This window comes from Lysinibacillus sp. FSL K6-0057, assembly GCF_038630885.1.
In the GTDB taxonomy this organism is placed as follows: Bacteria; Bacillota; Bacilli; order Bacillales_A; family Planococcaceae; genus Lysinibacillus; species Lysinibacillus fusiformis_F.
Genome location: NZ_CP152047.1, coordinates 3,280,298 through 3,306,350, shown reverse-complemented (window position 1 = coordinate 3,306,350; position 26,053 = coordinate 3,280,298). Strand labels below are relative to the sequence as shown.

The following is a 26,053-nucleotide window of genomic DNA, read 5'->3' as shown; positions in this document are numbered from 1 at the left end:
TCTTCATTTAAAGGCGAATTAGTTTACTAGGTTTTCAAAACAATTTATAATCAATCGCGAATGCACTAAAACTAGGGCTTTTAGTGTAAAAAAGGAGGTCACTACTTTAGTGAAAAAATTATTAATTATTGGTTCAGTGATTGTTGTTTTATTTGCAGCAATTATTGTGCTTACCAATGTCTCAAACAAAAGTAAATTAGAAAGCGCAAACAATCCTTATGGCGATAAAAAGCTAAAACAAGAAACAATTGATCAATTGGATGATGCAAACTATCAAAACATTATGTTACCAGACGAACTAGAAGCTAAAATTAAAGCGGGCGAACCGGTTAATGCTTATTTCTTCAGTCCAATCTGTGTACACTGTCAAGCATTTACACCTGAATTAATGCCGATTGCCGATGAGCTAGGTGTGGATATTGCTCAATTGAATGTCTATGAATACGAAGATTTATGGGAAAAATATAATATTAAAGCAACACCAACATTCATTCGTTTCGAAGATGGTAAAGAAGTAAATCGTTTTGTAGGGGCTTTAAAAGAAGAGGATTTACGCACATTCTTAAATACCGTTGTGTTAAATAAATAGAGAAGTGTGAGACTGTATCAAAAGTTATTTTGATACAGTCTCTTAGTGTTGAAAAATAAAACAATCAATAGAATTTTTGTGAAAGGTGAAAATGGTTTCCGTTGCAGGCTACTTGCTTTCCTGTGGGCGAGCGCCGAATCGCTTCCTCCGCTACCGCTCCGTGCAGGGTTTCGCCTGTCTCGCTATCCCACGGGAGTCAAGTAGCCCTCCACTCCAACCTACAAAATGTTAACTTTTTAGCAAAGGTCTTCAAATAAAGTGAAGGTCTTCACTACCCATTTTATGGAGGGCTTTTGACACTCATCACTTCTTCGCAATGAAATTAAGAGTCTATCCTTTCTCTAATCATACAAATAATGGGCTAATTTGATTACTACGGCTAGCTAGTTTGAAAGATAAGGAAAAGCCACTTTTGCAGAATGGTTGATTGGAGTGGAGCCAGCGTCACTCCAAGGGGATTTAGCGGCTCATCGGACGCCCCCTGGAAAGAACGCTGGCGGAACGGAAAGCAACCCCTCACCTTGCCAAGTTGCTTTTTCTGCCGTTGACATCATCTTTTTTCAACAACAAGAGACTGTATCAAAAGTTATTTTGATACAGTCTCTTTTGTTTTTGTAGTGTATACTAAAAATACTGAATAGTCGTACACTGGAGGAATTATGAATGTCAATCGATGATTATTTTTATAATGGTGAGCTAATGAAATGCTATGAATTAGCGAAGCAGGTGACAAACGAAGAGGACAAAGCACTGGCACAAAAATATATCACTTTATTAGAAGAGTATGAATATGATCGCTATCCAAAGCCAACTCCTCATATCGAAGTACAGCATGTGGAACGTGCTGATGAAAGCTATCCAGAATCAGATCTAGTTGTAGAAATACGGGCAATAAAAGATGAGGAGGCATTTGCGAAGCGTATTCAGCAATTGGAGGAAGTCGCGAAAACAGGAACACCAGCTGACAAAGCACAGTCTTTTTTTACACAGGGAGAGCTGTTCTTATTCGCACATCATTACAATGAGAGTGTTCACTGCTTTCAACAAGCCGTAAGGAAAAACCCGAATAAAGCGGTCTACTGGGGAATCACAGGACAGACCATGCACCGTTTTGGCTGGATGCCTTTCGATGCGCTTGGTTATTTAGAGCAAGCGATACATCTAGATCCCACAAACCCACGTTGGAAATGGAATAAAGCCCTCGTACTTATTCAATTAGCTAAAGATTTGCAAATGGCTCCATTTATGGCGAATGCGGCAATAACTTTAGAGGACGCACTAGCTTCTTGTGGCGAACAGCAGCGGTCATTGAAAGAGGCCATTCAAAATACAATAGATAATATGGATAGCTATGTTTTCTCCTAAGATTTTGGGATGTCTCTAACGCATATGGAGACATCCTTTTCACTTAGAAATCTAGTGAGCGGGGTTCGTTGCCATATTCCACAATCATGGTATGATAAGAAAGAAAATGATTTGTAGATATAAAGGACGGATTTTTTTATGGCACAAGAAGTGGCAAATAAGTTTATTGAAAACGTATGTAATCATTTAGTTCGCAATATGAATATTACAAAAGTGGAAGAGCATTTTAAGGAAACGATTGCCATGCAGCGACAATCAGCCGCAACATCAATGGACTTTTGGGATATGTTGATGATTAATATGCTTTATTTTACAGAAAATGAACAGGCTTGGGAGCAGGAATTTCTAAAAATGCTCCAGGCAAAAAAGTGGCTAAAGCCAGCAGCTCTTGAAGAGGAATTATTAATGCATCAGATGCGAATTCGTCAACAAGTTGCAGAGCAAATGGATGCTGCAAAGGATTTATTCCATCAGCAATATGAGACGGAAGGCATGACAGAGGAAGCGATTATTTATGATTATGCGTATAGCTCTGCTGGGCATTCCATGCGCATGGATTTATTAACTGTTCTTGTATCAACGCCAGAACAATCCAAAATACTCTTTGACGCAGACCCACAAGAAACGATACGTATTGTTAATGGCTATATTGCCTACCATACAGATGGACTAATCAATAAAACAAAATTATGCTAATTTTGTTACGAAGCTTTACGTGAAAGGAATTTAATTGAATGAATACACCATTTACTTTTAACCATACACAACCAACAAATATGGATACAACGAAGAAATACCCTGCTATTTTTTTGCTACATGGCATGGGCAGCCATGAGGATGATTTACCAACATTAGTGCAGGATTTCCAAGAGCAATGTCATATTTTTAGCTTACGAGGGCCGATTACACAGAAACCTGGCTATGCTTTTTTCACCATTCAAGAAGTAGGGCAACCAGATCGTGCTATCTTTGATAAAGTGTTGGTGGCATTGCAACGATTTCTATTAGAGGCCATCGATGAATATCAAATCGATCCCCATAAAGTATTTGTTCTAGGCTTTAGCCAAGGGGCGGTATTAGCACAATCACTTGCCTTTGTTATGGGGAATTTAGTGACAGGAATCGTTGCATTAAGTGGCTATACACCCAAATTTGTGACAGAGGAATATGCCATCCGTTCTGTAGAACATTTACAGGCTTTTATTTCGCACGGAGATTATGATTATGTCATTCCTTCTCAATGGGGCATGGAAAGCAAAGAGATCTTTGAACAATTTGGTGCCACGGTGACATTTAAACAATACCCAGATGGACATGGTGTAACACCTGACAATCTTCGTGATTTGGTGGCATTTTTAGCGCAGCAACTGCAGGAAGAAATTCAATAAAAGGAAATCCGAGGCAAAGATTTGTCTCGGTTTTTTTGGCTACTGCAGTAGGATCTATCATCCAATTATTTTTCTCCTATAGTGATTGGAAGAATCGAGGCAAGAAGGTTCAAATTCACGTCAGTCGGTGGTATCATAGAAGATGTTGTGAATGAGCGTGCTTTGTTAGATGAAAACATGTACTTTATGTGAACAGAGAGACAGAACAGATCTAAAAGGGGTAAAATAATAATTTGATGTGCTAGATGCAAATTTTGTCGCTTTCTATCGATGGAAGCGTGTAGAAATTATGGAGAAAAGGAATTAAGCTGAATGGAACAAAATCTGAAAACGGAGCATAAACCACAATCCTCCGAAAAAACAAGAGGGAAGTCATCACGTTCTTCTATTTTAGCGCAAACCGTCAAAACAGGGATTATCAAATCCAATTTAATACCTATGTGGGCTGGTTTAACGCTAGGCATGTACAAAAATAAAATGACGTTTGTAGACAATATACCAGAAATCATTTTTTCAACAATCGGTTCTGCCCTTGTCATTGGAGCAGCAGGGGCCTTTAATAATGTCTATGATCGTGACATTGATGCGATTATGCCTCGTACACAAAGCCGACCAACTGTTACAGGTGAAATGTCAGCGAAATCGACTTTATCATTAGCTGTCGTAATGTTAATTATTGGGATAGCTGTGTTAGCACTTGCTTCGCCGCTAGCTGCTGCATTTGGTTTATTAGGTGTATTCCTATATGTAGTCCCTTATACAATGTGGACAAAGCGTCGTACGATTTATAATACAGAAATCGGTAGTATTAGTGGTGCAGTACCGCCATTAATTGGTTGGTCTGCTGTATCGACAGATATTACACACCCAGCGATACTTGGTTTGTTTTTTGTTATGGTCATTTGGCAAATGCCGCATTTCTATGCTATTGCCATTCGCAAACGTATAGACTATGAAGCAGCCAGTGTGCCCATGCTACCAGTTGTCAAAGGAATGCGACGTACGTATTATCAAACCAATTTTTATTTAATCTTATTGATTCTATCAAGCTTTTTATTTGGCTCTTTAAGTGTAGGTATTATGCTCGTGGCATTGATCTTAAGCGTTGCTTGGCTAGTGATGAGTATTTACGGCTATCATAGTAATACAGATCAAGTGAAATGGGCTACCAAAATGTTTGTTTTTTCACTATTCCATATGACTATACTATTCTCAACAGTCATTGTGTACTCGTTAGTAGGGGTTATCTTTAAGCTATATTAATTTTCCCCTTTGATGTCTATTTATTTCCGAAATGGCAGGGAAAAAGAAAAATTTACTTAGTTCAGAAGCAATTGCTAAATAAAAACCAACAAGTTTACGCGTTTTTATTAAAAGTTAAGGTAGAAGCTAAATTTATTTTAAATAGTGAATTCTTATATAATGTCACACATTATATATATAGAAAGAAAAAGGATAGAAGAGCTTAAGTAAATTTGCTCTTTCTATCCTTTTTCTTTTCACAAATGACCTTAAGTAATTCAAAAGGAGCTTCTATCTATTCAACTAACGGGTCAGTTTAGGTGGATGTGGAAAAAATTACATATATGAAATCAGGCAATACATTGTTAAGATTTGATAGGTCAAACATCCTATTGGGAAATTTTCAGAACAAAGGGATACTGTGTAAATTTTTATATTTAGGAAGAATAAAAATGAAGTTATATAGTACACAAGGTTTTTTATGATAGTGTTTCTGATTTTTAAATGCGAAATCATGATGTAAGTTGCCCTATACACACTTGATTTCGTGCATGATTATTTTATTTATAAAAGAGGTAAATTATATGACTATAGTATCGTTTGGATTATGATGTATACCAATGGAAGCTATCATACACCTAGGTTATCTAAGTTCACGAAAGAAATGTTGATTCTTATTCAACTAACGGTGCAAGTGAATTGAAAAGAATACCGCTTGATAATGACTATTAAAGGGAGATGGGGAAAATGGCTATAACCTTTGTGAGTTTATGGGTTGGTTTAACAGTGCCAATCGTGTTCTTGGTTGTTTTTACAGTGCTTAAACCAATTGTTTTGGCTGACAATACGGGAATAAGCATGATTCTTATTGGATTATTCGCTGCTTTTGTTGATGGATATGTAGGAATGAAAATATATGAAAAGAAAATTGTGCCTTGGTTTGATAGACGAAAGAAAAAAAGAAAATTTCTATAGTTTTGGAGATACTCTTCAATTAACGGGATGCTTTATTTGAAAAAGAGACAGCAATCGTTATATGTAATTCCATAAAAAGATGTCTTTTGAGCAAAAATACTTCGCAAACCCTTATTTTACGATAAATAAGAAGAATCCCTTTTGAAAAAAGTTTGATCAAAAGGGATTCTTCTTTAGCAGTTTTAAGTTAGGTTATTATAAAAAATTTTGATTATTTTCTACCTGTGTTGCTCCACAATCGCGCCTTTAATGGAATAACTAAAATATGGGCTTACTCCTAAAATCGCTTATAGCTCTGAATACGCTATCCAAGGTACTCATTGGTTAGTTTTGTATGGAAATATTGTTGTACGTCTTGTTCGTAATAAAGCTATTATGATAAATACAGGAACTACTCTAGTTAAAGCGTTTAAATCTAACGGAGCACTACTTGATACTTATTCTTTTGAGTTAATTGGTATTGCTATTTCTAGCTCTGGAATGTATTGAATCTTCGGATCTCCGTTTTCATCCAGTTGGTATGATCCCTCATCGTCATAAAGATGAATATACGGTTTGATTGTAATGGCTTTTGGTAAGGTTTCAAATGGATGTACCCGTAGATCCATAATGAGATCGCTATTTCCTTTATTTGTCTCACGTCTACCATTGCCATGAATTAGTTTTAGTTCATGACCCTGTTCATCAAAAACTGCGATATGAATTCCTCCCCGGAAATCTACAGAAGTTGATTTATCAAGCAAGGCTATTCTTGTTGTAATACTAGTTGTTATGGGCGTTAGCATAATTTGTTCAATAGTAAACTGATTATTTTTGTATTTTCTACTTATATTAGGTTGTAAGTTTACATAGTTACCAATATCACTCACTGGAATATCCATTTTAAAAGGTTCAGAAATCCCAGTTATTGTAATGTATAATGTCAAATTAAACTTCTTTGGGAAAGGACTTCCACCTTGGTTTTTCAAATCTGCAAATTCAAATATTGCTGAATTCTTATCCTTACTTGGTTGTCCAAAAACACCACTAAAATTGGTTTGATTCAATAGTTCACCATTTAGTAAAAATTCAATATTACTAATTTGATCTGATAAACTTTCTTTGGCATTTTCACCTTCTTTATGATGGCGTTCAATCCCGATTGCAACACGTGTACCGTCATACACTACTTCTGTAACATTTAATGTAAAGCCTTCATGCGTAACGCTTGTGTTCAATTTTGTTGAGAGTCCCTTTTCATCTGCGGCGTGTAGACCAAGATCCCTTGTAAATTTAAAAACAGATGATAATAAAGGCACTTCTTTCATCGTCGCAGCCATCGTTGGCGAAATTAAACCCGTAACAATAATCAAACTAAAAATCATTGCTACAGCTGCTGTAACTCCTAAATATTTTTTTACGTGAGATGGCTTTTCTTTACTTATTTTTTTTAATATACGCTTTTCCCATTTCTTTTTCTCGAAGTTTGTAAGGTTTTGTTCTTCATACTGTTCCAAATCAATATTCATATCATTTAAATCTTTATAAATAGACATATTCTCACTCCTCACACTTCATTTTTTGAACTAAAAAACTTTTAAGCTTTTTACGTCCTCTGGAAAGCTTGTTATAAACCCAAGACTCTTTCGCATCAAATTCTTTTGCTATTTCACTTGAAGGGGTTCCTTCTAAATAGTATTTTTCAAAGATTTCCCGTTCACTAGCTGACAATTGCTCAAGGAGTTCCTCAACGCAGTTTTCTTCTGATGGTTGTTTTGCCTTTACCATGGATTCATCAATTTCTGAAACGGAAAATTGCTGATTTTGTATGGTAATTTGTCTTCTTTGATAATCAATTGCTTTATACTTTGCAATCGCTGCAATCCATTGTTTGAATGAATTTTTCTTAGGATCAAAGGAATGAACATTATTCCATATCGATAATAAAACATCATCAAGGCATTCTTCATAATCTTGCTGCCGGTAATTTAAATGACGTTTAATGATCGCTGTAAGTAAACCACCATACTGATTAATAATAAAAGGAATTGCTTTTTCATTTTTTTTCTGTATGTGTTGTACAACATTGTTCTCTGTAATTTTCAATTGTTCACCCCGCTCAATGAATATTGGTACCTACTATGTAATATGAAATGAATACGATAAATCTATCACAAAAGAAAAAAAGAATAACAGAAATGTTAATCTTTTAAAAATTTCCTTTATATAATTTGAAAACCTACAATCCTACACAATCTTATCCATACTCTAACATAAAAATCCAATTTTCTTTAAAGGTGTTGTTCAACAATATGGCCCAATTGCTGAATAAAGAAAAATCCTGCATATAACAGGATTTTTGTTCAAACTTTTTTAAATTATTATTCTAAGTTCTAAAAAAACAGTTCATCTTTTTTATAAACGATACAACTTTCTTACAAACGGTTAAATTTTGTTTTAAAGATACAAGTGGTCTACAAATAAAAAAGCACACCACTATTATTTTAGTGATGTACTGATTTGATAATACACTATTCAACATTATATACCAATTCACTATTTTCCTAATTCTAACTATCATTAATAGGAATAATGTTTACAAATAGCTGTCATTTTTTACTACTTAAATGATTCTACATGAACTGTAACCCATTTGTTTTCGTATACTGTTCAGCAAGAATCGGTCATTGGGCAAGCTCTTGCTAATGTGTAACATGAAAGACAATCTTTTGCTACTATGGTTTTAGAATACATTCTTCAGAGTATATTTGTTGTTTTTTCATTATCGACTGAAATGATTTGGCGACTTGGCCATTCGAATGCATGTAACTGTCCGCCAAACACAGCCCCACCGTCAATGCCAATAATATTATTTTCTCCGAAATAGACACGATAATCAGTTGGATTGTGGTGTAGGTTATAGGTAGGAGTATGGCCGAAGATAACCGTTTTTTTTCCTTGATAGCCGGCATGAAATTCCTCGCGAATCCAAAGTAAGCGCATGGGGTCAGTTTCGGCTATCGCAACATCTGGTACAACGCCACCATGGACAAAAATAGCATCCTCTAATTCAATGTATATTTCAAACGTCTCGATTAACTGTAAATGTTCTTCGAGCTTCGGCAATGTTTTAATAAAGCTAGGCAAAGTATTGCTTTGGATCGCTTCCTCAAAGTCTTCTAGCTGGTAGCCATAGCTTGCTAATGTTGCCTCTCCACCACAAAGCCCTACCCAATGGTTCCATGGTTTAGCAAGGCCTGAACGGCATGCATTGAGCATGATCGCCTCATGATTGCCTAGCAAAACGCGTGCACCCTTTGCCTGTAATTCACTCACTAAATTTAACACACCACTAGAAGAGGGCCCTCTATCAATGTAATCACCTAGTAAAAAAAGCTGATCGTTCATTGGGTCGTAGTTTGCTTTTAATAGTAATTCTTCCAGCAGCCCTAATTCTCCATGTATATCACTAATTGCTAGTATTCGCTTCATTTACGAGCATCCTTTCTAATAGTACAACTTTACCCTTAAGTATAGAGAATTATTCTACAAATTTCGACTTTTCCAGCTTCTCCTGGCTTTTTCCATAGAAATTTTAGAGAAATAATTCTCTTACTACTATTTTTATCATATGATAGGTGATTTTATATCTTTATTCATTTGTCTAGAGAGGATGACTTATGAGGGGAAGGATAAGGGGAAACGTAACAGCAGAAGCAAATAGCAATGCTTCTACTGTTCAATAGTAAGATTAGATTTGTAGTTTTTCCCATGCTTGCTTTGCTATTTGCTCATCAAATGTTGAAATTAGGCGAAAATTATGGCTGTCTAAAATGCGGAAATGCTGACTGATGACGTTTTGCTGTAGTCGAAAACCACCGTGCTCCTGAATGTTTTTCCACCATATGTATCCACCCATCGTTTTTTCTTTTGGCTGCAATGTTCCATTATTCGCGATTAAGTCCACAACCTCTAATGGATCACCACCAAGCTCATGCTGTAATATCGTGCTGTCCCGACACAACGTGCAAACAGTGACAGTGGTTGTCCAGCCGGCTAGTATTCGACCTTTTTCAATTTGGACAAGTGTTTTTTTGGATAGTCCTAGTAAATCACTCATTTGATCCTGTGTAAAAGATTTTTCTGTACGGATTAATTTCAGTTTTTCTGAAACGAGTGTGATTAATTGTTCACGATTCATCCTAACACCCCTTATTTTCAGATTGTTAAATTCCATTATACATGAAAGTAAAGATGCGTGTTTTTCTTTCAACATGGGAAGGTGAGGAGATGGACTAAAATTAAAACAGACTGCCCATAATGGACAGTCTATCGGATGTTAAATCTCATATTTTTTCGTATCAGAGATCACCCTGAAGTGGATGCCTTTAATCTGTGCACTTACTTTATGGCGAAGTGTATCAATATCTACAAGCTCCTCTTTATTTTTAACACACACAGCAATCTCTTGTAATAGCTTTGTAAAAGATTCTTTAAATAAGGAGCGCATATTATCGAAATCTAAACTACGAAAACTCCCATCAATATCGAAAGCTTCAACAGAATTTAATTGCTTAGATGCGCCTGCAAAACGATCATCGTAGACTGTGTAATTTTCATCTGTTACCACGATAATAAATAGAACTTCTCCCGTGATTGTTTTTAATTCAATATTTGTTTTGTGTTTTTTTACGTCAGTAATAATGTGAATACCATCTGAATGATATAGCTTAAATAATGTCATGTGTATGGCCCCCTGCAACTAGAATCATTTTTCTCTATTCATTATATAGTGAAATGGCTAATAATGGAATAAGGAATACCTGTTTCATACTATTACGATTGAACCTCTGTTTTGAGAGGGAGATTTTTTCGAAGAGGACGTACCTCAATATAATGAATTTGATGACCTTGTTGTTCATAGATGCTAAAAATGTAGGAGCCTAGCTCAATATTTTTTGATGCTTTAATGCCATTATTCACAGTTAAGAACCAACCACCTAATGTTTCCACTTCTTCGGCATCCAGCGTAATGTTTAATAGATTTTCCACATCTTCCACAAGCATCTTTGCATTTAATAAATAGTGATGATCTGTAATTTTTCGAATATCCGCAATTTCATCATCATCAAATTCATCTCGAATCTCACCAACAATTTCTTCTAATATATCTTCAACTGTTACTAGACCAGATGTGCCACCATATTCATCCATGAGGATGGCCATATGGATTCGTTCTTTTTGCATACGTACAAGTAATTCTTGGACTGGAATGGTTTCAATTACTCGAATGACAGGGTTAATGAAATCCTCCAGAACTAATGAGTCGTCTGTCAGTTGTTCAAGTAGACCATGCGTTAATAGTTCTTTGGCATTGATGAAACCTAATATATTATCTCGGTCACCATCATAGATCGGGTAACGCGTATATTTTTCAGCCGCAATGTAATGAATAATATTGGTGAATGATTCATTTTGTTCAATTCCAACAATTTCTGTTCGGGGAACCATAATTTCGCGCGCAATACGTTCGTCAAATTCGAAGACGTTATTGACATATTTGAGCTCAGATTTATTGATTTCACCACTTTTAAAGCTTTCAGACAGTAATAATCGCAATTCTTCCTCTGTATGAGAAAGCTCATGTTCGCTAGCAGGTTTCATGCCGAATAAACCAACTAACACGCGTGCAGAGCCGTTCAAGAACCAAATAAATGGATACATGATTTTATAGAAAAACATAATTGGTTTTGCGAAAAGAAGTGTAATGGATTCAGCTTTTTGAATAGCTGCCGTTTTTGGGGCTAGCTCGCCGACCACTACATGTAAAAACGTTGCAATGGCAAAGGCTGTTCCAATTGTAAAGATCGTCATATACTTATCGGAAATGCCGATCATTTCGAATAGCGGGTGAAGCATAAATTCAAATGTTTTTTCACCAACCATCCCGATACCAAGAGCTGTTACAGTAATTCCTAATTGACAGGCTGATAAGTATTCGTCTAAATGTTGAACAACATGCTTTGCAGCAATTGCTTTTTTATTGCCTTCTGCAACCAGTTGATCAAGTCTTGAGGAACGTACTTTTACAATGGCAAATTCTGTTGCCACGAAAAAGCCTGTTAAAGCTAATAAAATGGTAAAAATCGATAGGTTTATTATGGTCTCCAAATAGTCGTTCTGTAAAAACAGAACGTCACCTCCTAATTATGAATGAGTAATAATAAGGATTGCATCAATGCAATACTTTCGGGTGAAACATTTTTCTTAATCGTTTCAATTTTATTATCATCTTGCTTGTTCATTTGTGCTAGCAGAGAAGTGACATCATGCTCTAGATCTTGCATTTTTAAACGAAGCACTTGTACATCGATTTCTTCATAGGGTGTGATGTTTAACTCATGTTGGATTTGTACGAGTGAAAGCCCCTGTTGTTTGCGCTGTTCAATAAATTGAAGCCGTTTAATCATGGCTGGGTCATAGTAGCGATAATTTGTTGCAGAACGTTCTGCATCTAGCAAACCAATATTCGTATAGTAGTCGATTGTTCGTTTAGTAATGCCTGTTTTTTCTGCAAGCTCGCCAATTTTTAATTTCTCTGTCCCAATGCAAACACCTCCAAACCATCACGTGATACTTTGATTATAACGTGATGGTTTTAGTTTATTCAAATGATAGCCTCTAATATTTCGAAATTATAAAATTTCTTTACAAAAAAAATAACGTTTCTACCAGGATTAAATGGTAGAGACGTTACTAGGTTTACGGAAGTAAATAAGTATCATAGAGGTGATGGAGTGCTTCCTCACCATTTTTTTGTAAGAGAACTTCTTCATTATATGTAAGCGTTACGTTCGTGTGCTGGCTATCAATTTTGTCATCAATTATTTTACAGGTAACAGTTACAAAGCCTGATTCAGCAAGCTTTTCTTTCATCTCTTCACTCCATGCCTGATCAGAAAATAGTGGAGACTGCCAAGTACCTCTCACATGTAGCTCATTTTTTTCAAGGTCATAATCCCAGCGTATGTCACGTAAAATAGTTTTAAATAGGTCATTAACCGTAAACGATGTATCTTTATAGTTAATGTCTAGAGCACGTATTGCATGGACATCTCGACTAACTGCACTAGCTGCGGAATTAGCAGCTGAATTGATGCCTGAAGCAGCATCTTTAATTTCTGATAATCGATTACCACAGCCAGAAAGTAGTGCGCAGATGCATGTGATACAAGCTACTTTTGTCATCCATTTCACAAGTAGTCCCTCCAGTCTAGTAAGTTGTTATTACTATCTTAACGAAAAGAAAAATACGAAGAAAGGGCATGAAGGCGGCAGATTGTGACGGTTTTGCAACGATGCGACCTCCACTTGATTGTTCGGCATTTGGGAAGAATAGAAGTCTGAAGATTTAGTAAAATTTCAAGAGAATGGGAGCGGTGTGTGATGAAAATTAATGATGAAATGCTTGATCGATTAGGAACATATTTTGTTTATCATGCTGTTTATGATAATTATGGTATTACGTTTGAAAACTTTGTGGAGCGTTGGCTACGAGGCATACTTGACATATAGTGAGCTGTACTGTAAAAACTCCTGGAAGCAGGAGTTTTTATCTATAAAAAAGACATATATCCCTCTGATTTAGATACTTTACTCATAGTAACTAATGCTATAATTAGCTTAATTGGTTACTTCTCTATTACTTTCTATCTAAAGGGGGATGATACATATGAATTTATTGGGGAAAATACTTGCCACTGTCATTGGCACAGTATTTGTCGTATTTGCAGTTATAACAGCTGTGAATATTTATCAAACAAAAAATTTAACGATAGAAACAGCTCAAAAAATGGCACAGGCAGAAACATCTGATAATGCCTATCAGATTCAAATTCAGCTGGATTATGCAATGGATACAGCACGTACGCTTGCAGCCAATTTAACGACAATGGTGGAAGAACAAAAGGCTGATCGTGCTTTAACAGATGCTATGTTCCAACGTATTTTGAATAATAATGAGCAATTTATGGGTGTTTGGTCTGTATGGGAGCCTAATGCCTTTGACGGGCAAGATGAAAAATACGTCAATACAGATAGACATGATACAACAGGACGCTATGTTCCATTCTGGACGCGAGATGGCGATAGGATCGTTCATTCTCCTATTGTAGATTATGATACGTCCGATTTTTATCTTTTACCGAAACAAAAAGGGCAGGAAATGATTTTGGAACCATTTGTTTATCCTGTCGCTGGTAAGGATGTGCTATTAACGTCCATTATTGTGCCTGTTACGATTGACAATGAATTTAAAGGCATCGTGGCCGTGGATATGAGTTTAGAAACATTAGCTCAACTAAGCCAACAAGTAAAATTATTTGATAATGGCTATGGCTCGATTATCTCGAACAATGGCATGTTTGTGACACATCCAAACAATGATTATGTGACAATGCCACTTGCTGAGCAAGAACACTATACATATATAAAAGAGATCCAAACAGCCATTCAGCAGGGCAAGTCTTCCGTTATCCAGGATTTTTCAAGCTATTTACAAGAGGATAGCTATATTGTCACTGCTCCCATTCACATTGGGAAAACTGAGACACCGTGGTCATTGCTGGTCACAGTACCGACTCAAGAAGTATTAGCACAAACAACAAAGCTAACATGGACAATGGTTATCATAGGCGTTGCTGGTATGATTTATCTTTTAATCGTGTTAACATGGCTTATTCGTCGAATTGTTCGACCTATTGTATTGGCAGTGGCACAAGTACAAGCAGTAGCAGATGGAAATTTAGCAGTGGAACCATTAGCAGAGGATAGCAAGGACGAGCTTGGCCATTTAGCAAAGGCTGTCAATATCATGACAAGTAATACACGAACATTGATTCAAGAAGCGACGCAAATTTCAAATCAGGCGAGTGCCTATAGTGATCGACTCATGTCCTCCACAACTAATATGAGTGTTAGTATCGACCAAGTGCTAACAACAACAGGTGAGTTGGCAACAGGAGCAACCTTACAAGCCGAGCAAGCAGCCCTAACATTAGGCGTAACGCAAGAGGTTGAGCAGAAATTGCAAGCTATTCAAGTGGCAATTAAAGAAATGACGCAGCGCTCTCAGCAGACAACACAGGCATCCAAGCAAGGGTTGGTTCATGCGGAACAATCGATTCAAGGGATGGAGGCGATGGCGGAGCAAGTCACATTAACAGCATCTGTTGTCCAGCAGCTCAGTGACCAATCGACTGAAATTAATCGTATTTTACAAGTAATCGATGCCATTGCAGGTCAAACGGATTTATTAGCACTGAATGCGGCGATAGAGGCTGCTCGCGCAGGTGAGCATGGGAAAGGCTTCTCTGTCGTAGCGGAGGAAGTACGCAAACTTGCGGAGGGATCCGCCAAATCGACAAGTCAAATTGCAGCGATTATAGATACAGTTGTGAAAGAGACCGTGAAAGCAAGCGATGCTATGCAAAATGTCGTGGCTGCTGTGCAAACCAACACACAGTATCTTGATGCCAATAAACAAGCACTTGATGCCATCTTACAGCATATTGTTGAGACAGTAGCGCAAATTGACGAAGTGACAACTGCCTCTCATTTAATTCAAAAGGAAACAGTAGAGGTAGTACGAGCAGTAGAAAATATGACAGCCGTTAGCGAGCAATCCTCAGCAGGAACAGAGGAGCTATTAGCAACGATGGAGCAGCAAAATACCGCGGTTCATGAGCTGCAAAGTATGGCAGAAAGCTTAACAGCCATGACAAACTCCTTACAACAAACACTAGCAAAATTCCATTACTAATGGACAACAGTAGCTGCGTGTCATCTTTTGTACAACGGGATGACATGCGGCTAAATTGTAAGTTGATTTCTATGAGGATTATTTTTCTGAATTTTTAGTTATTTATTGGTGCATAAATGCTATTATTTATTTAGTTGCTATAGGCAGGAGCTGGTACATATGAAATTACTACATAAAATCTTACTGACAACATTATCTACGATGATGATTGTGTTCATCATTATTTTAAGTGTCAATATTGTAAAAACTAATTCATTAGCAGTGGATGATGCACGACAGCTTGCTCAATCGCGTGCGTCTGAAAGTGCATATAAAATGCAGATGGAACTTGATTATGCGATGGATACAGCGAGGACATTAGCCTCTAATCTCCAAACGATGGTAGCCAATCATAAGGGAGATCGTGATTTAGCAAACGACATGTTCAAACAATTACTTGAACAAAATAACACCTTTCTGGGGGTTTGGACGATTTGGGAGCCAAATGCCTTTGATGGACAAGATGCTCACTTTGCCAATATGGAAGGGCATGATGCATCGGGTCGCTTCCTACCCTATTGGGCACGTAGCAACAACGATGTGACGGTTGCTCCGCTTGAAGACTATGAAGCAAGTGATTATTATGTATTACCTAAAACGCTGAAGCAAGAGGTTATTTTAGAGCCGCTTTCTTACCCAATTGATGGACAAGAGGTATTGATGACTTCTACGGCTATTCCTATTCAAATAGATGGCAAGGTCGTTGGTATTGTTGGGGTTGATATAAGCTTAGAAACATTGGTAGCTATTAATAATGAAATTGTCCTATATGATACAGGGTATAGTGCCATTGTGTCACATAAAGGGATGTTTGTTTCCCATCCCTCTCCTGATTATGTCAATAGGCCGGTAGCTGAAACGGCAAAATATAAAAATTCAGATGAAATTTTGACTGCCGTTGAACAGGGCAAATCCTATATCGTAGAGGATTATTCATCTTATTTACAAAAACCTTCCTTTATTGCGATTTCACCTATTCAAATTGGTCAAACAGCGACACCGTGGGCATTGCAGGTAATTATTCCTTCCGATGAGGTAATGGCAGCCGCAAGTGAAGCGATGTGGCTGTCAATACTACTGGCCATTATTGGTATTATTGTGTTAGTTGTAGCCATTACTTGGATAGCTCAACGGATCGTAAAACCAGTGGTTCAGACAGTGGAACAGGTCAAAACCATTGCTGCAGGAAATTTAGCCGTGGAGCCGTTACAGATTCGTTCGAAGGATGAAATTGGTGAGCTTGCACATGCCATGAATCATATGACAGACAATATGCGCGAGCTGTTACAAGCGGCTACACATATTTCCAATCAGGTGAATGTATACAGCGGTGAATTACGTTCTTCTACCAATGATATGAGCATCAGTATCGAACAGGTGTTGACGACAACAAGTGAGCTGGCGACAGGTGCTACCTTACAAGCCGAACAAGCATCTACCACATTGGGGGTCACACAGGAGGTTGAGCAGAAACTGCAAGCGATTCAAATGGCAATTGAGGAAATGCTACAGGATTCTCAGCTAACAACAGCGTCATCTAAACAAGGGTTGGTTCATGCAGAGCAGTCCATTCAAGGGATGGAGGCAATGTCTGAAAAAGTGTCACTGACAGCTACGGTTGTCCAACAGCTCAGTGACCAATCAACAGAAATTAATCGTATTTTACAAGTCATTAATGCTATCGCAGGTCAAACGGATTTATTAGCACTGAATGCGGCGATAGAAGCGGCTCGTGCAGGTGAGCATGGCAAGGGCTTCTCTATAGTAGCAGAGGAAGTACGAAAGCTTGCAGAAGAATCAGCCAAATCAACAAGCCAAATTGCCTTAATTATTGATATGGTTGTCAGGGAAGCGGCTAAGGCCAGTGATGCTATGCAAAGTGTTGTCTTAGCTGTGCAAACCAACACACAGTATATTGATGCCAATAAACAGGCACTTGATGCGATTTTACGCCATATAGTCGATACAGTAGCCCAAATTGATAATGTGACAGCTGCCTCCAGTGTCATTCAAAGGGAGACGCAGGAAGTTGTGCGTGCAGTGGAAAATATGACGGCTGTCAGCCAGCAATCCTCAGCAGGAACAGAGGAGCTATTGGCAACGATGGAACAGCAAAATTTAGCGGTTCATGACATCAATCGTAAGGCCCAGCAATTGGCAGCTATGACGGACTCTTTACAGGGAGCGCTAGCTAAATTTCAATATTAAATCGAAAGAGCTGTTGACAAGGTGAAGTTTTCATCCAACCTTGCCAACAGCTCTTCTACTTATTTAAAAAATTGTGTAATAAATTGATTCGCTTCCTGCCAGTTATAGACCCTTACAACATTATTAGGAACGGCAATACGATTGTATGGTGTATCAAATAACACAACAGGTATTTTTAATTCCTCTGCCAGCATCACCGCATTATCGTGCTTATCCTCAAAGAAAGCTTCTACATGATGTTTTTTAGCAGCAGCTAGTTTATCATGGCTGCCGAGAAGCTCAATATGATCGTATGGTATAGCTTGGGTATGAAACCAATTGACCGTGATGTCTGCAACATTTTCACCTCGTGCAGAAATATAATACAGCTCAAAATTATTTTTCCAAGCGGTTAAAATATTTCTTGCATCTTTTGCTACCTCAGAGACTTCGTACATATAAGGCTCATTTTCCTTAAACCAAGTATTAAAGGCACTTCGGTCAATAGGGTGTGGAAAGGCAGATAAAAAATCATATTCACAAACATCGTCCAGCGTAATATTTACATTGTATTGTTTATTAATATGTGGAATGAGTGTACTTGGACATGTCACAGTCCCATCAATATCAATACCAAAGCGGGGCTTTTTCATGCTAGCACCTCCTTAGGCATTCGCTTTTTGTGCTTCTTCCGCTGCACGTTTTTCTTCCATTTCTGCTGCTAATTTATCAATTTCTTTCTTCAGTTCTTCCACCATTGTTTCTTCTGGCACTTTACGAACTGTTTTCCCCTTCATAAATAGTAAGCCTTCACCACGAGCACCGGCGATACCGATATCTGCTTCTCGTGCTTCCCCAGGACCGTTTACTGCACAGCCTAGAACAGCTACTTTTAAAGGTACACTTAATTTTGAAATATATTCCTCTACTTCATTTGCGATAGAAATTAAATCAATTTCAATGCGTCCACATGTTGGACAAGAAATCAGTGTGGCCATATTAGAAGCGAGACCAAATGATTTTAATAGTTCTCGTGCTACTTTGATCTCTTCTACAGGGTCAGCAGAAAGGGAGATACGTAATGTGTTCCCAATGCCTTTTGAGAGGATGGCTCCAAGACCTGCTGCTGATTTAACAGTACCCGCAAATAATGTCCCTGACTCTGTAATTCCTAAATGGAGCGGATAATTAAAGGCTTTAGCCGCTTTTTCATAGGCTTCAATAGCAAGATTAACATCAGATGCCTTCATTGACACGATAATATCGTGGAAGTCCAAGTCTTCCAAAATTTTAATATGGTGTAGTGCAGATTCAACCATACCATCAGCTGTAGGATAGCCGTATTTTTCTAAAATATGACGCTCTAATGAACCGGCATTTACACCAATACGAATGGGTATACCTTTCGCTTTGGCTGCATTGACAACAGCTTCCACTTTTTCTTTACGACCAATATTACCTGGATTAATACGTACTTTATCGATACCATTTTCAATGGCTTTTAATGCTAATCTATAATCAAAATGAATATCAGCTACTAATGGAATATGAATACGTTTTTTGATTTCGGCAATCGCATCCGCTGCACGTTCATCTGGTACAGCAACACGAACAATTTGACAGCCCGCTTCCTCAAGACGCAGAATTTCTGCAACTGTTGCTTCTACATCATGTGTTTTGGTTGTACACATACTTTGAATGAATAATTCATTACTACCACCAATTGTTAAGTTACCGACACGCACCGGACGCGTATTTGAACGGTGACAAATTTCACTCATTAACTTTCTCTCCTTTTCGGGCCACTATTTTCAGCCGTCACTGTCATTTATTTTAGCAGTGTAAGAAAATAAGGACAAGGAAGAAACGCTAACTTTTCATTTTCCGCAATTGTTTTCAAGCTCAAACGAGAGAGGGAGCTTGATATTTTCACCTGGAACTAGTGCTTGTAATTGTAAGTGTGGGTTTAAGTTGTAAAAAAGTTGTAAGCGTTCTGGAAAGGTCATGGGAACTTTTGCAGGGTGTAGGGCAAATAAACTATGGACGGTATCTCCTTCAATCGTTTGTACGGTAATATAATTTGGCTCACGCTGTTTTTCACAAAGTCCATTTTCTGAGCTCTTTGTGGATAAAGCCGCAAGCGGGATGGACCCTTCTGTTAAATCTACTTTGACGACAAAGGCAATTACGATGATGATAGTTGTTAAGATGAATGCGCGCAAAAAATCCCCTCCTTTTCTACACTATATTGAGAAGAGAGGGGATTCATGCACATTATTTTATATTTGGTTGTTTTGGATATTTTGTAAAGGCCACAATTAATAGAGAAATGGTTAAAAATAAAGAGAGTACAGTGATAACAGTACTGTTAACGGGCAAATAGTCTGCTAGCATCGATAGTAACGTTGCCCAAGTGATAGCAAAAGTTGTTGTTCTCCAGATGTGGCGATATTCACCTCGACGCTTCATCGCTTTCAAGATAAATAAACCTGCTAAAGCATAAAGGGCAATTTGTGCAAAAATAAGCATTGTTGTCACGACGAAAAGCATTAGGAAGGTGAATGGGTATAAAAGCCATTTAATGCCCTCTATGTAATCTGTTAAACCAGTTAAACTATCCATATCAAATGTATCAACAGACATACCTGCTGCAAAGCGACCTAAAGAGAATACGGACACAATGGTAATAAGTAGAAAAGTATATTGAATAACCTTTCCAATAGGTAATAAACGATAGGCTGCTAGTTTTTTAGGATGTATAAGACTATCGATAAAAAGCTGTGAGTGTTTCATACTATATCTCCTCCAATCGATATTTTAACATGTTCAAAGAAGACAAGATATGAAAGAAGTATAAATGAGGAGGGTCTTGATGTTAAAATGTTAACATTATGTAAAGAAGTTAAAGGAATTCTTTACTTTTTGTTTGGAATCATTTAATGATTAGAACTAGAGTAGTAGAGATGTAGGAATTGGAGCGAAAACAATTGACAATAGATTGGCAAAGCATACTCTTTCAGTTTTTAGGTGGGTTAGGGGTCTTTTTATTTTCCATTAAATTCATGGGAGACGGGCTTCAAAAATCAGCGGATGATCGGTTGCGAGAATGGTTAAATCGCTTTACCACAAACCCGATTATGGGTGTCCTGGTAGGGATATTTGTAACGATTTGCATACAATCAAGTTCTGCCACAACAGTCATAACTGTAGGGTTAGTGAGTGCTGGTTTTTTAACATTGCGTCAAGCAATTGGTGTCATCATGGGAGCAAATATCGGTACTACCATAACGGCATTTATTATTGGTATTAATATTGGACTCTATTTTTACCCTTTATTGGCAATTGGTGCAGGCTGTTTATTTTTCTTAAAGAAAGCAACATATCAACATATTGGTCAAATTCTGTTTGGCTTTGGCGGTTTGTTTTTAGGACTAGAGTTGATGAGTGCTAGTATGCAGGCGTTACATCAGCTTGCAGATTTTGCATCGTTAACGCTTCACCTAAGTAATCAACCGATATTAGGCATATTTTTAGGAACCATTTTCACCTTACTTGTGCAAAGCTCTACCGCAACAGTTGGGGTGCTGCAAGGTTTATATGCTGAGCAGTTAATTGGTTTAAATAGTGCTTTACCGATTTTATTCGGTGAAAATATTGGCACGACCATTACAGCTGTTTTAGCTTCTCTTGGTGCTTCTATTTACGCTAAGCGCGCAGCAGCGGCTCATGTGCTATTTAATGTCATTGGGACGATCATTTTCATGTTATTGTTTACACCGTTTATGCAATATGTACAGTGGATCAGTGGGGTATTTCATTTAGAGCCTCGCATGCAAATTGCCATTGCTCATGGCTCATTCAATGTGTTTAATATGATGATCCAACTACCATTTATTGCTGGACTCGCAGCATTGGTTACGAAGTTACTACCAGGACATGATGGCAATATTAATGTAACAACAAAGCATTTAGATCCTTCATTCATCGATGCCTCTCCTGCCATTGCGCTTGGTCAAGCTAAAGAAGAGGTATTGCGAATGGGTGAACATGCATTGCGTGGGTTGGAAGAAACCTTTTTATATATGAAATCAGGAGAGGCGGAACATATCCCAACGGTGCTACAGCTAGAAGTCGGCCTTAATCATCTAGACAATGAAATTACTGATTATTTAGTAATGGTGTCTAAGCAGCCTCTTTCTCGTGCAGACTCAGTGAGACATCATAGCTTACTAACAAATGTAAGAGACTTTGAGCGAATTGGAGATCACTTTGAAAATATATTAGAGCTTTTACAATACAAGGATCATCATGAGGTAAGCTTAAGTAAATCAGCACGACAAGATTTAATTGGTATGTTTAGTTTAGCCATAGAGGCGGTACGTAAAAGTATAGAAGCATTGGATACGGCAAGCTTAAGTTTAGCTCAAGAAGTAACAGAGCTAGAAAGCTTGATAGATGATATGGAAGATAAACTGCGTCAAAAGCATATTGCACGATTAAATACGAATGAATGTAGTGGAGCGGCAGGAATTGTTTATATGGATATCGTTAGCAATCTAGAGCGTATAGGAGACCATGCAGTCAACATTGCAGATTCTATTTTAGGCATTCGTCATTAATGAAATGAAACTTTTCACTTTGTTATTCCGTATGAAAGGCAATGCACGTTAAAGGAGAGAAACGTTATGGAAGTTGTTGGCTGGATCTTAGTGATTGCCTGCTTTATGATTTCATTTATTGGTTTAGTATATCCGATAATTCCCGGTGTACTGTTTTTAGTCGGTGGATTTTTGCTCTATGGCTTATTTTTCTCATTCGCAGAGCTAAGCTGGTGGTTTTGGGTCATTGAAATACTATTTGTCGTGTTGTTATTTGGGGCAGATACTGTGGCAAATGCGTTTGGCATTAAAAAGTTTGGTGGTTCCAATGCGGGAATGTGGGGCAGCACCATCGGTTTATTGATTGGTCCATTTGTTATCCCAGTGGCGGGGATTTTAATCGGACCATTTCTAGGGGCTGTGATTGCTGAACTAATCGTTGAGAAACGTACATTTAGTGAGGCGGTAAAAAGTGGTGTGGGTTCTTTAATTGGCTTTTTGACATCTACTGTTGCAAAGGCCGTTATTCAAATTGTGATGATTATTGTATTTTTTATCGCCATTTAATGCCTCCCTTTGAAGGTTTAGTGTGTTGGATGAAAGGGTAAGATAGTAAACGTATCGGTATTTCAGTCAAAAGGCTGAAATCTTCAAATTGAAGTATTTTTCGTTGAATGGTTTGACCAATTTTGATAATCTAAGGATGTACTAATTATTTCTTATTTTAGGGAGGAACTTAACAATGGCTTACGAATTACCACAATTAACTTACGCTTATGACGCATTAGAACCACATATCGATGCAAAAACAATGGAAATTCACCATTCTAAACACCACAATACTTATGTAACAAACTTAAACGCAGCAGTAGAAGGTACTGAATTTGCAGAAAAAGACATTAACGACTTAATCGCAAACCTTGATGCTCTTCCAGCTGACAAACAAACTGCTGTACGCAACAACGGTGGCGGACATGCTAACCATACATTATTCTGGGAAGTAATCGCTCCAGGCGGTTCAAATACACCAGTTGGCGAAGTTGCAAAAGCAATCGATGCTAAATTCGGTTCTTTCGATGCTTTCAAAGAAGAATTTGCAAAAGCTGCTACAACTCGCTTCGGTTCAGGTTGGGCTTGGTTAATCGTTGATGGTGACTCAGTTGCTGTTACGTCTACTCCAAACCAAGACTCTCCAGTAATGGAAGGTAAAACACCAGTTTTAGGCCTAGATGTATGGGAACATGCATACTACCTAAACTACCAAAACCGTCGTCCAGATTACATCGGTGCTTTCTGGAACGTAGTAAACTGGGATGTAGTGGAAGCTAAATTCCAAGCTGCAAAATAAGAATGAATAATCGGCTGTGCCTAAAGTGAGCAATCACGGAGGCATAGCCTTTTTTTATTGGATAAAACAGCAAAAATAAGGGAGAGAATCTAGAAATATACGGATAGAGGAACCTAAATAAATAGAGAGCGTGAAATAGGGCAACCTTTCTACATAAAGTACCGTCAAATAAATGATGTTTTACATAAGAATTCATAAGTGCGTGCTTTTCTGTCATACCTTCGAATGGTATACTAGGTATCGTGTATTGAAATGATCAGAAGATGAGGAGGGGAATGCATATGCGCAAAGCACCAGGGAAAAATCGCGCGGCGAGTGTTAAAGCAAAACATCATTCTAATTTAACATTTCGTATGAATATCCTTTTCTTTGCAATATTTATCGTATTTTCAATGTTAATTTTTAGACTTGGTTATATGCAAATCGTCAAAGGGGAAGATTATGTACGTGATTTAGAGCGTAAAGAAGAGGTACCTGTCAATACAAGTGTGCCGAGGGGACGTATGTATGATCGATACGGACGTATTTTAGTGGATAATCACCCGGAAAATGCCATTACGTATACGAAAATGCAAACGACCACAACAGAGGAGATGCTTGATATCGCGAAAAAGCTGGCGCAATTAATTGAACAGCCAACGAAGCGTGTCACGTTGCGTGATAAACAGGATTTCTGGATTCTACAAAATCATGATGCTGCCTATGAAAAAATCACGAAGGCAGAAGAGGATAAAATTCGAGCACAAGAAAATATTACAACAAGTCAAATCAATGCAGAAATTGATAAACTGGTACGCGAACGTATAACGAATGATGAACTTTTACAATTAACAGAGGCAGATTTAGAAGTATTAGCGATTTATCGTGAGATGGTATCTGGCTATAATTTATCTCCTCAAATTATTAAAAGTGAAAATGTATCAGCGGATGAATTTGCCCGTGTATCTGAGCGTTTAACAGAATTACCAGGCGTGAATACAACAACAGATTGGAAACGCGTCAAATTATCGTCTTTATCTATTCTTGGCCGAACAACGGTCCCAACAAAAGGGATACCGAAAGAAAAGCTTAATTATTATTTAGCACGTGACTACTCACGTAATGACCGTGTGGGAGAAAGTTATATTGAAGCACAATATGAAGAATTACTACAAGGTCAAAAAACCGTTGTTAAAAACATTACCAATAAAAAAGGCCAGGTAGTCGACACCGTGACAACCTATGAAGGGGAGCCAGGTAAAGATTTAATCCTTTCATTGGATAGTGAGTTACAGGCGGAAACGGATAAGATTGTGGAAGAAGAATTGCTTAATTTAAAGGCACTTCCAGGCTCCTATTTATTAGACCGTGCCTTCCTAATCATGATGGATCCAAATACAGGCGACATTTTATCGATGGTTGGTAAAAAAATAGAGAAAGATCCTGAAACAGGAAAAAATATGGTCGTTGACTATGCATATGGATCATTTACAACGGCTTATGAAGCAGGTTCATCGGTTAAAGCAGCGACCGTTCTTACTGGTTACAATCAAGGCGTTATATCCATGGGCACTTCTATGGGGGATGAGCCTATTAAATTAGCTAGCACTGATCCTAAAGCGTCTATTTTTAACCGTTATGGCTATGTACCAATGAATGACCTGTTGGCATTAGAACGTTCTTCCAACTCCTATATGTTTAAGATTGCGTTGCTGCTTAATGGAACACCTTATAGTTATGGTATGCCATTACGCTTAAAGGACGATACGTTCTCAAAAATGCGTAATAATTATGCGCAATTTGGATTAGGTGTGAAAACAGGCATTGATTTACCAAATGAATTTAGTGGGGTGCGTGGTCCATCAGGTCCAACAATGGGTGGTAAAACACTTGACTTGGCTATTGGTCAGTATGATACGTATACACCACTTCAACTTGCGCAATATATTTCAACAGTTGCCAATGGTGGCTATCGTATTCAGCCACATGTTGTGAAACAGGTTCGTGATCCATCTCAAGATGGCAAACAATTAGGCCAATTAGTGACAGAAATAGGACCAACTATTTTGAATCAAATTGATAATCCTAGAGAAGAGATCGATTATGTAAAACAAGGATTACGTCGTGTATACACGGGTAATCAAGGTACAGCACGAGCTCAATTTGCGGATGCTCCCTATTCAGCTGCAGGGAAAACAGGGACAGCAGAGGTAGTTTATTATGGTCCATTACGTGAGCACTACGGTACAAACACGATTAACTTAACACATGTTGGTTTTGCACCATATGAAAATCCTGAAATTGCCTATGCAGTTGTTATCCCATGGGTTAATACAAATTTAGCTCCACACTACTATCAAAATAATGTCATTGCTAGACGGTCATTAGATAAGTATTTTGAATTAAAAGCAAAATACCAAGCTGAAAAAGTGACAGATAGCAATGTAAAACAGCCAATTTTACCAGCGATTACAGAAGAAAAAATTGGTGAGGATGAGCAGGAATAAAGGGCATTTGAGATGCTCTAATATAAAAACGAATTTG

Annotated in this window: 25 protein-coding genes; 13 read left to right on the top strand and 12 right to left on the bottom strand. The window is 37.8% G+C overall.

Going from position 1 to position 26,053, the window contains the following annotated elements:
- The first annotated feature begins 109 nt into the window (after positions 1-109).
- The 6 genes from MHB40_RS16510 (at position 110) to MHB40_RS16485 (ending at position 5,559) form a co-directional block, all read left to right on the top strand.
- Complete coding sequence (locus tag MHB40_RS16510; RefSeq protein ID WP_342532977.1) at positions 110-589, top strand: thioredoxin family protein; 480 nt, start codon at positions 110-112, stop codon at positions 587-589.
- 663 nt (positions 590-1,252) lie between these two features.
- On the top strand, positions 1,253-1,954 hold the full coding sequence (locus tag MHB40_RS16505; protein ID WP_342532975.1) for an O-linked GlcNAc transferase: 702 nt from the start codon (positions 1,253-1,255) through the stop codon (positions 1,952-1,954).
- Positions 1,955-2,092: 138 nt separating this feature from the next.
- Complete coding sequence (locus MHB40_RS16500; RefSeq protein ID WP_205444399.1) at positions 2,093-2,650, top strand: hypothetical protein; 558 nt, start codon at positions 2,093-2,095, stop codon at positions 2,648-2,650.
- Between the two features lie 38 nt (positions 2,651-2,688).
- Positions 2,689-3,342, top strand: coding sequence for an esterase (locus MHB40_RS16495; protein ID WP_342532973.1), 654 nt, complete (start codon positions 2,689-2,691; stop codon positions 3,340-3,342).
- 312 nt (positions 3,343-3,654) lie between these two features.
- On the top strand, positions 3,655-4,605 hold the full coding sequence (gene cyoE / locus MHB40_RS16490) for a heme o synthase (protein WP_205444397.1): 951 nt from the start codon (positions 3,655-3,657) through the stop codon (positions 4,603-4,605).
- Between the two features lie 726 nt (positions 4,606-5,331).
- Positions 5,332-5,559, top strand: a complete 228-nt coding sequence (locus MHB40_RS16485; protein WP_342440981.1) for a hypothetical protein — start codon at positions 5,332-5,334, stop codon at positions 5,557-5,559.
- A gap of 437 nt (positions 5,560-5,996) precedes the next feature.
- Here the strand turns inward: MHB40_RS16485 and MHB40_RS16480 are convergent, their stop codons facing one another.
- The 8 genes from MHB40_RS16480 to MHB40_RS16445 all read right to left on the bottom strand — a co-directional run bounded on the left by MHB40_RS16480 (position 5,997) and on the right by MHB40_RS16445 (position 12,786).
- A complete protein-coding gene (locus tag MHB40_RS16480; protein ID WP_342532972.1) occupies positions 5,997-7,094 on the bottom strand; it encodes a DUF4179 domain-containing protein in 1,098 nt (365 codons plus the stop codon).
- Between the two features lie 4 nt (positions 7,095-7,098).
- Positions 7,099-7,644 (bottom strand): sigma-70 family RNA polymerase sigma factor, encoded by a 546-nt coding sequence (locus MHB40_RS16475; RefSeq protein WP_342532971.1) that lies wholly within the window; start codon positions 7,642-7,644, stop codon positions 7,099-7,101.
- A 651-nt stretch (positions 7,645-8,295) separates the two neighbouring features.
- Positions 8,296-9,030, bottom strand: a complete 735-nt coding sequence (locus MHB40_RS16470) for a metallophosphoesterase (protein ID WP_205444393.1) — start codon at positions 9,028-9,030, stop codon at positions 8,296-8,298.
- Between the two features lie 259 nt (positions 9,031-9,289).
- Positions 9,290-9,739 (bottom strand): helix-turn-helix domain-containing protein, encoded by a 450-nt coding sequence (locus MHB40_RS16465; protein ID WP_205444392.1) that lies wholly within the window; start codon positions 9,737-9,739, stop codon positions 9,290-9,292.
- A 138-nt stretch (positions 9,740-9,877) separates the two neighbouring features.
- Positions 9,878-10,282: a hypothetical protein gene (locus tag MHB40_RS16460; RefSeq protein ID WP_004227282.1), complete on the bottom strand. Its 405-nt coding sequence runs from the start codon at positions 10,280-10,282 to the stop codon at positions 9,878-9,880.
- Between the two features lie 92 nt (positions 10,283-10,374).
- Entirely contained in the window at positions 10,375-11,709 is a 1,335-nt protein-coding gene (locus tag MHB40_RS16455) for a hemolysin family protein (protein ID WP_342440978.1), read from the bottom strand.
- Positions 11,710-11,741: 32 nt separating this feature from the next.
- A complete protein-coding gene (locus MHB40_RS16450) occupies positions 11,742-12,125 on the bottom strand; it encodes a MerR family transcriptional regulator (RefSeq protein WP_205446984.1) in 384 nt (127 codons plus the stop codon).
- 175 nt (positions 12,126-12,300) lie between these two features.
- Positions 12,301-12,786 (bottom strand): hypothetical protein, encoded by a 486-nt coding sequence (locus MHB40_RS16445; RefSeq protein ID WP_342534791.1) that lies wholly within the window; start codon positions 12,784-12,786, stop codon positions 12,301-12,303.
- A 198-nt stretch (positions 12,787-12,984) separates the two neighbouring features.
- Here MHB40_RS16445 and MHB40_RS16440 point away from each other — a divergent pair, with 198 nt between their 5' ends.
- The 3 genes from MHB40_RS16440 to MHB40_RS16430 all read left to right on the top strand — a co-directional run bounded on the left by MHB40_RS16440 (position 12,985) and on the right by MHB40_RS16430 (position 17,605).
- Complete coding sequence (locus MHB40_RS16440; RefSeq protein WP_004227289.1) at positions 12,985-13,113, top strand: hypothetical protein; 129 nt, start codon at positions 12,985-12,987, stop codon at positions 13,111-13,113.
- Between the two features lie 157 nt (positions 13,114-13,270).
- Positions 13,271-15,358, top strand: coding sequence for a methyl-accepting chemotaxis protein (locus MHB40_RS16435; protein WP_342532970.1), 2,088 nt, complete (start codon positions 13,271-13,273; stop codon positions 15,356-15,358).
- 159 nt (positions 15,359-15,517) lie between these two features.
- Positions 15,518-17,605, top strand: coding sequence for a methyl-accepting chemotaxis protein (locus MHB40_RS16430; RefSeq protein WP_342532969.1), 2,088 nt, complete (start codon positions 15,518-15,520; stop codon positions 17,603-17,605).
- A gap of 59 nt (positions 17,606-17,664) precedes the next feature.
- Here the strand turns inward: MHB40_RS16430 and MHB40_RS16425 are convergent, their stop codons facing one another.
- From MHB40_RS16425 to MHB40_RS16410, 4 genes are all read right to left on the bottom strand, one after another.
- The gene (locus MHB40_RS16425; RefSeq protein ID WP_342532968.1) at positions 17,665-18,237 is read right to left on the bottom strand and encodes a hypothetical protein; all 573 of its coding nucleotides are present in this window, start codon (positions 18,235-18,237) and stop codon (positions 17,665-17,667) included.
- A 12-nt stretch (positions 18,238-18,249) separates the two neighbouring features.
- Positions 18,250-19,365, bottom strand: coding sequence for a flavodoxin-dependent (E)-4-hydroxy-3-methylbut-2-enyl-diphosphate synthase (gene ispG, locus MHB40_RS16420; protein ID WP_155591574.1), 1,116 nt, complete (start codon positions 19,363-19,365; stop codon positions 18,250-18,252).
- Between the two features lie 96 nt (positions 19,366-19,461).
- Positions 19,462-19,806: a hypothetical protein gene (locus tag MHB40_RS16415; RefSeq protein WP_205444383.1), complete on the bottom strand. Its 345-nt coding sequence runs from the start codon at positions 19,804-19,806 to the stop codon at positions 19,462-19,464.
- 52 nt (positions 19,807-19,858) lie between these two features.
- Positions 19,859-20,377: a DUF1189 family protein gene (locus MHB40_RS16410; protein ID WP_205444381.1), complete on the bottom strand. Its 519-nt coding sequence runs from the start codon at positions 20,375-20,377 to the stop codon at positions 19,859-19,861.
- Positions 20,378-20,571: 194 nt separating this feature from the next.
- Here MHB40_RS16410 and MHB40_RS16405 point away from each other — a divergent pair, with 194 nt between their 5' ends.
- From MHB40_RS16405 to MHB40_RS16390, 4 genes are all read left to right on the top strand, one after another.
- A complete protein-coding gene (locus MHB40_RS16405; RefSeq protein WP_205444379.1) occupies positions 20,572-22,203 on the top strand; it encodes a Na/Pi cotransporter family protein in 1,632 nt (543 codons plus the stop codon).
- A 66-nt stretch (positions 22,204-22,269) separates the two neighbouring features.
- Entirely contained in the window at positions 22,270-22,749 is a 480-nt protein-coding gene (locus MHB40_RS16400) for a DUF456 domain-containing protein (RefSeq protein WP_205444378.1), read from the top strand.
- Between the two features lie 175 nt (positions 22,750-22,924).
- The gene (locus tag MHB40_RS16395) at positions 22,925-23,530 is read left to right on the top strand and encodes a superoxide dismutase (RefSeq protein WP_016995356.1); all 606 of its coding nucleotides are present in this window, start codon (positions 22,925-22,927) and stop codon (positions 23,528-23,530) included.
- 281 nt (positions 23,531-23,811) lie between these two features.
- On the top strand, positions 23,812-26,016 hold the full coding sequence (locus MHB40_RS16390; protein ID WP_205444376.1) for a penicillin-binding protein 2: 2,205 nt from the start codon (positions 23,812-23,814) through the stop codon (positions 26,014-26,016).
- Positions 26,017-26,053 lie beyond the last annotated feature (37 nt).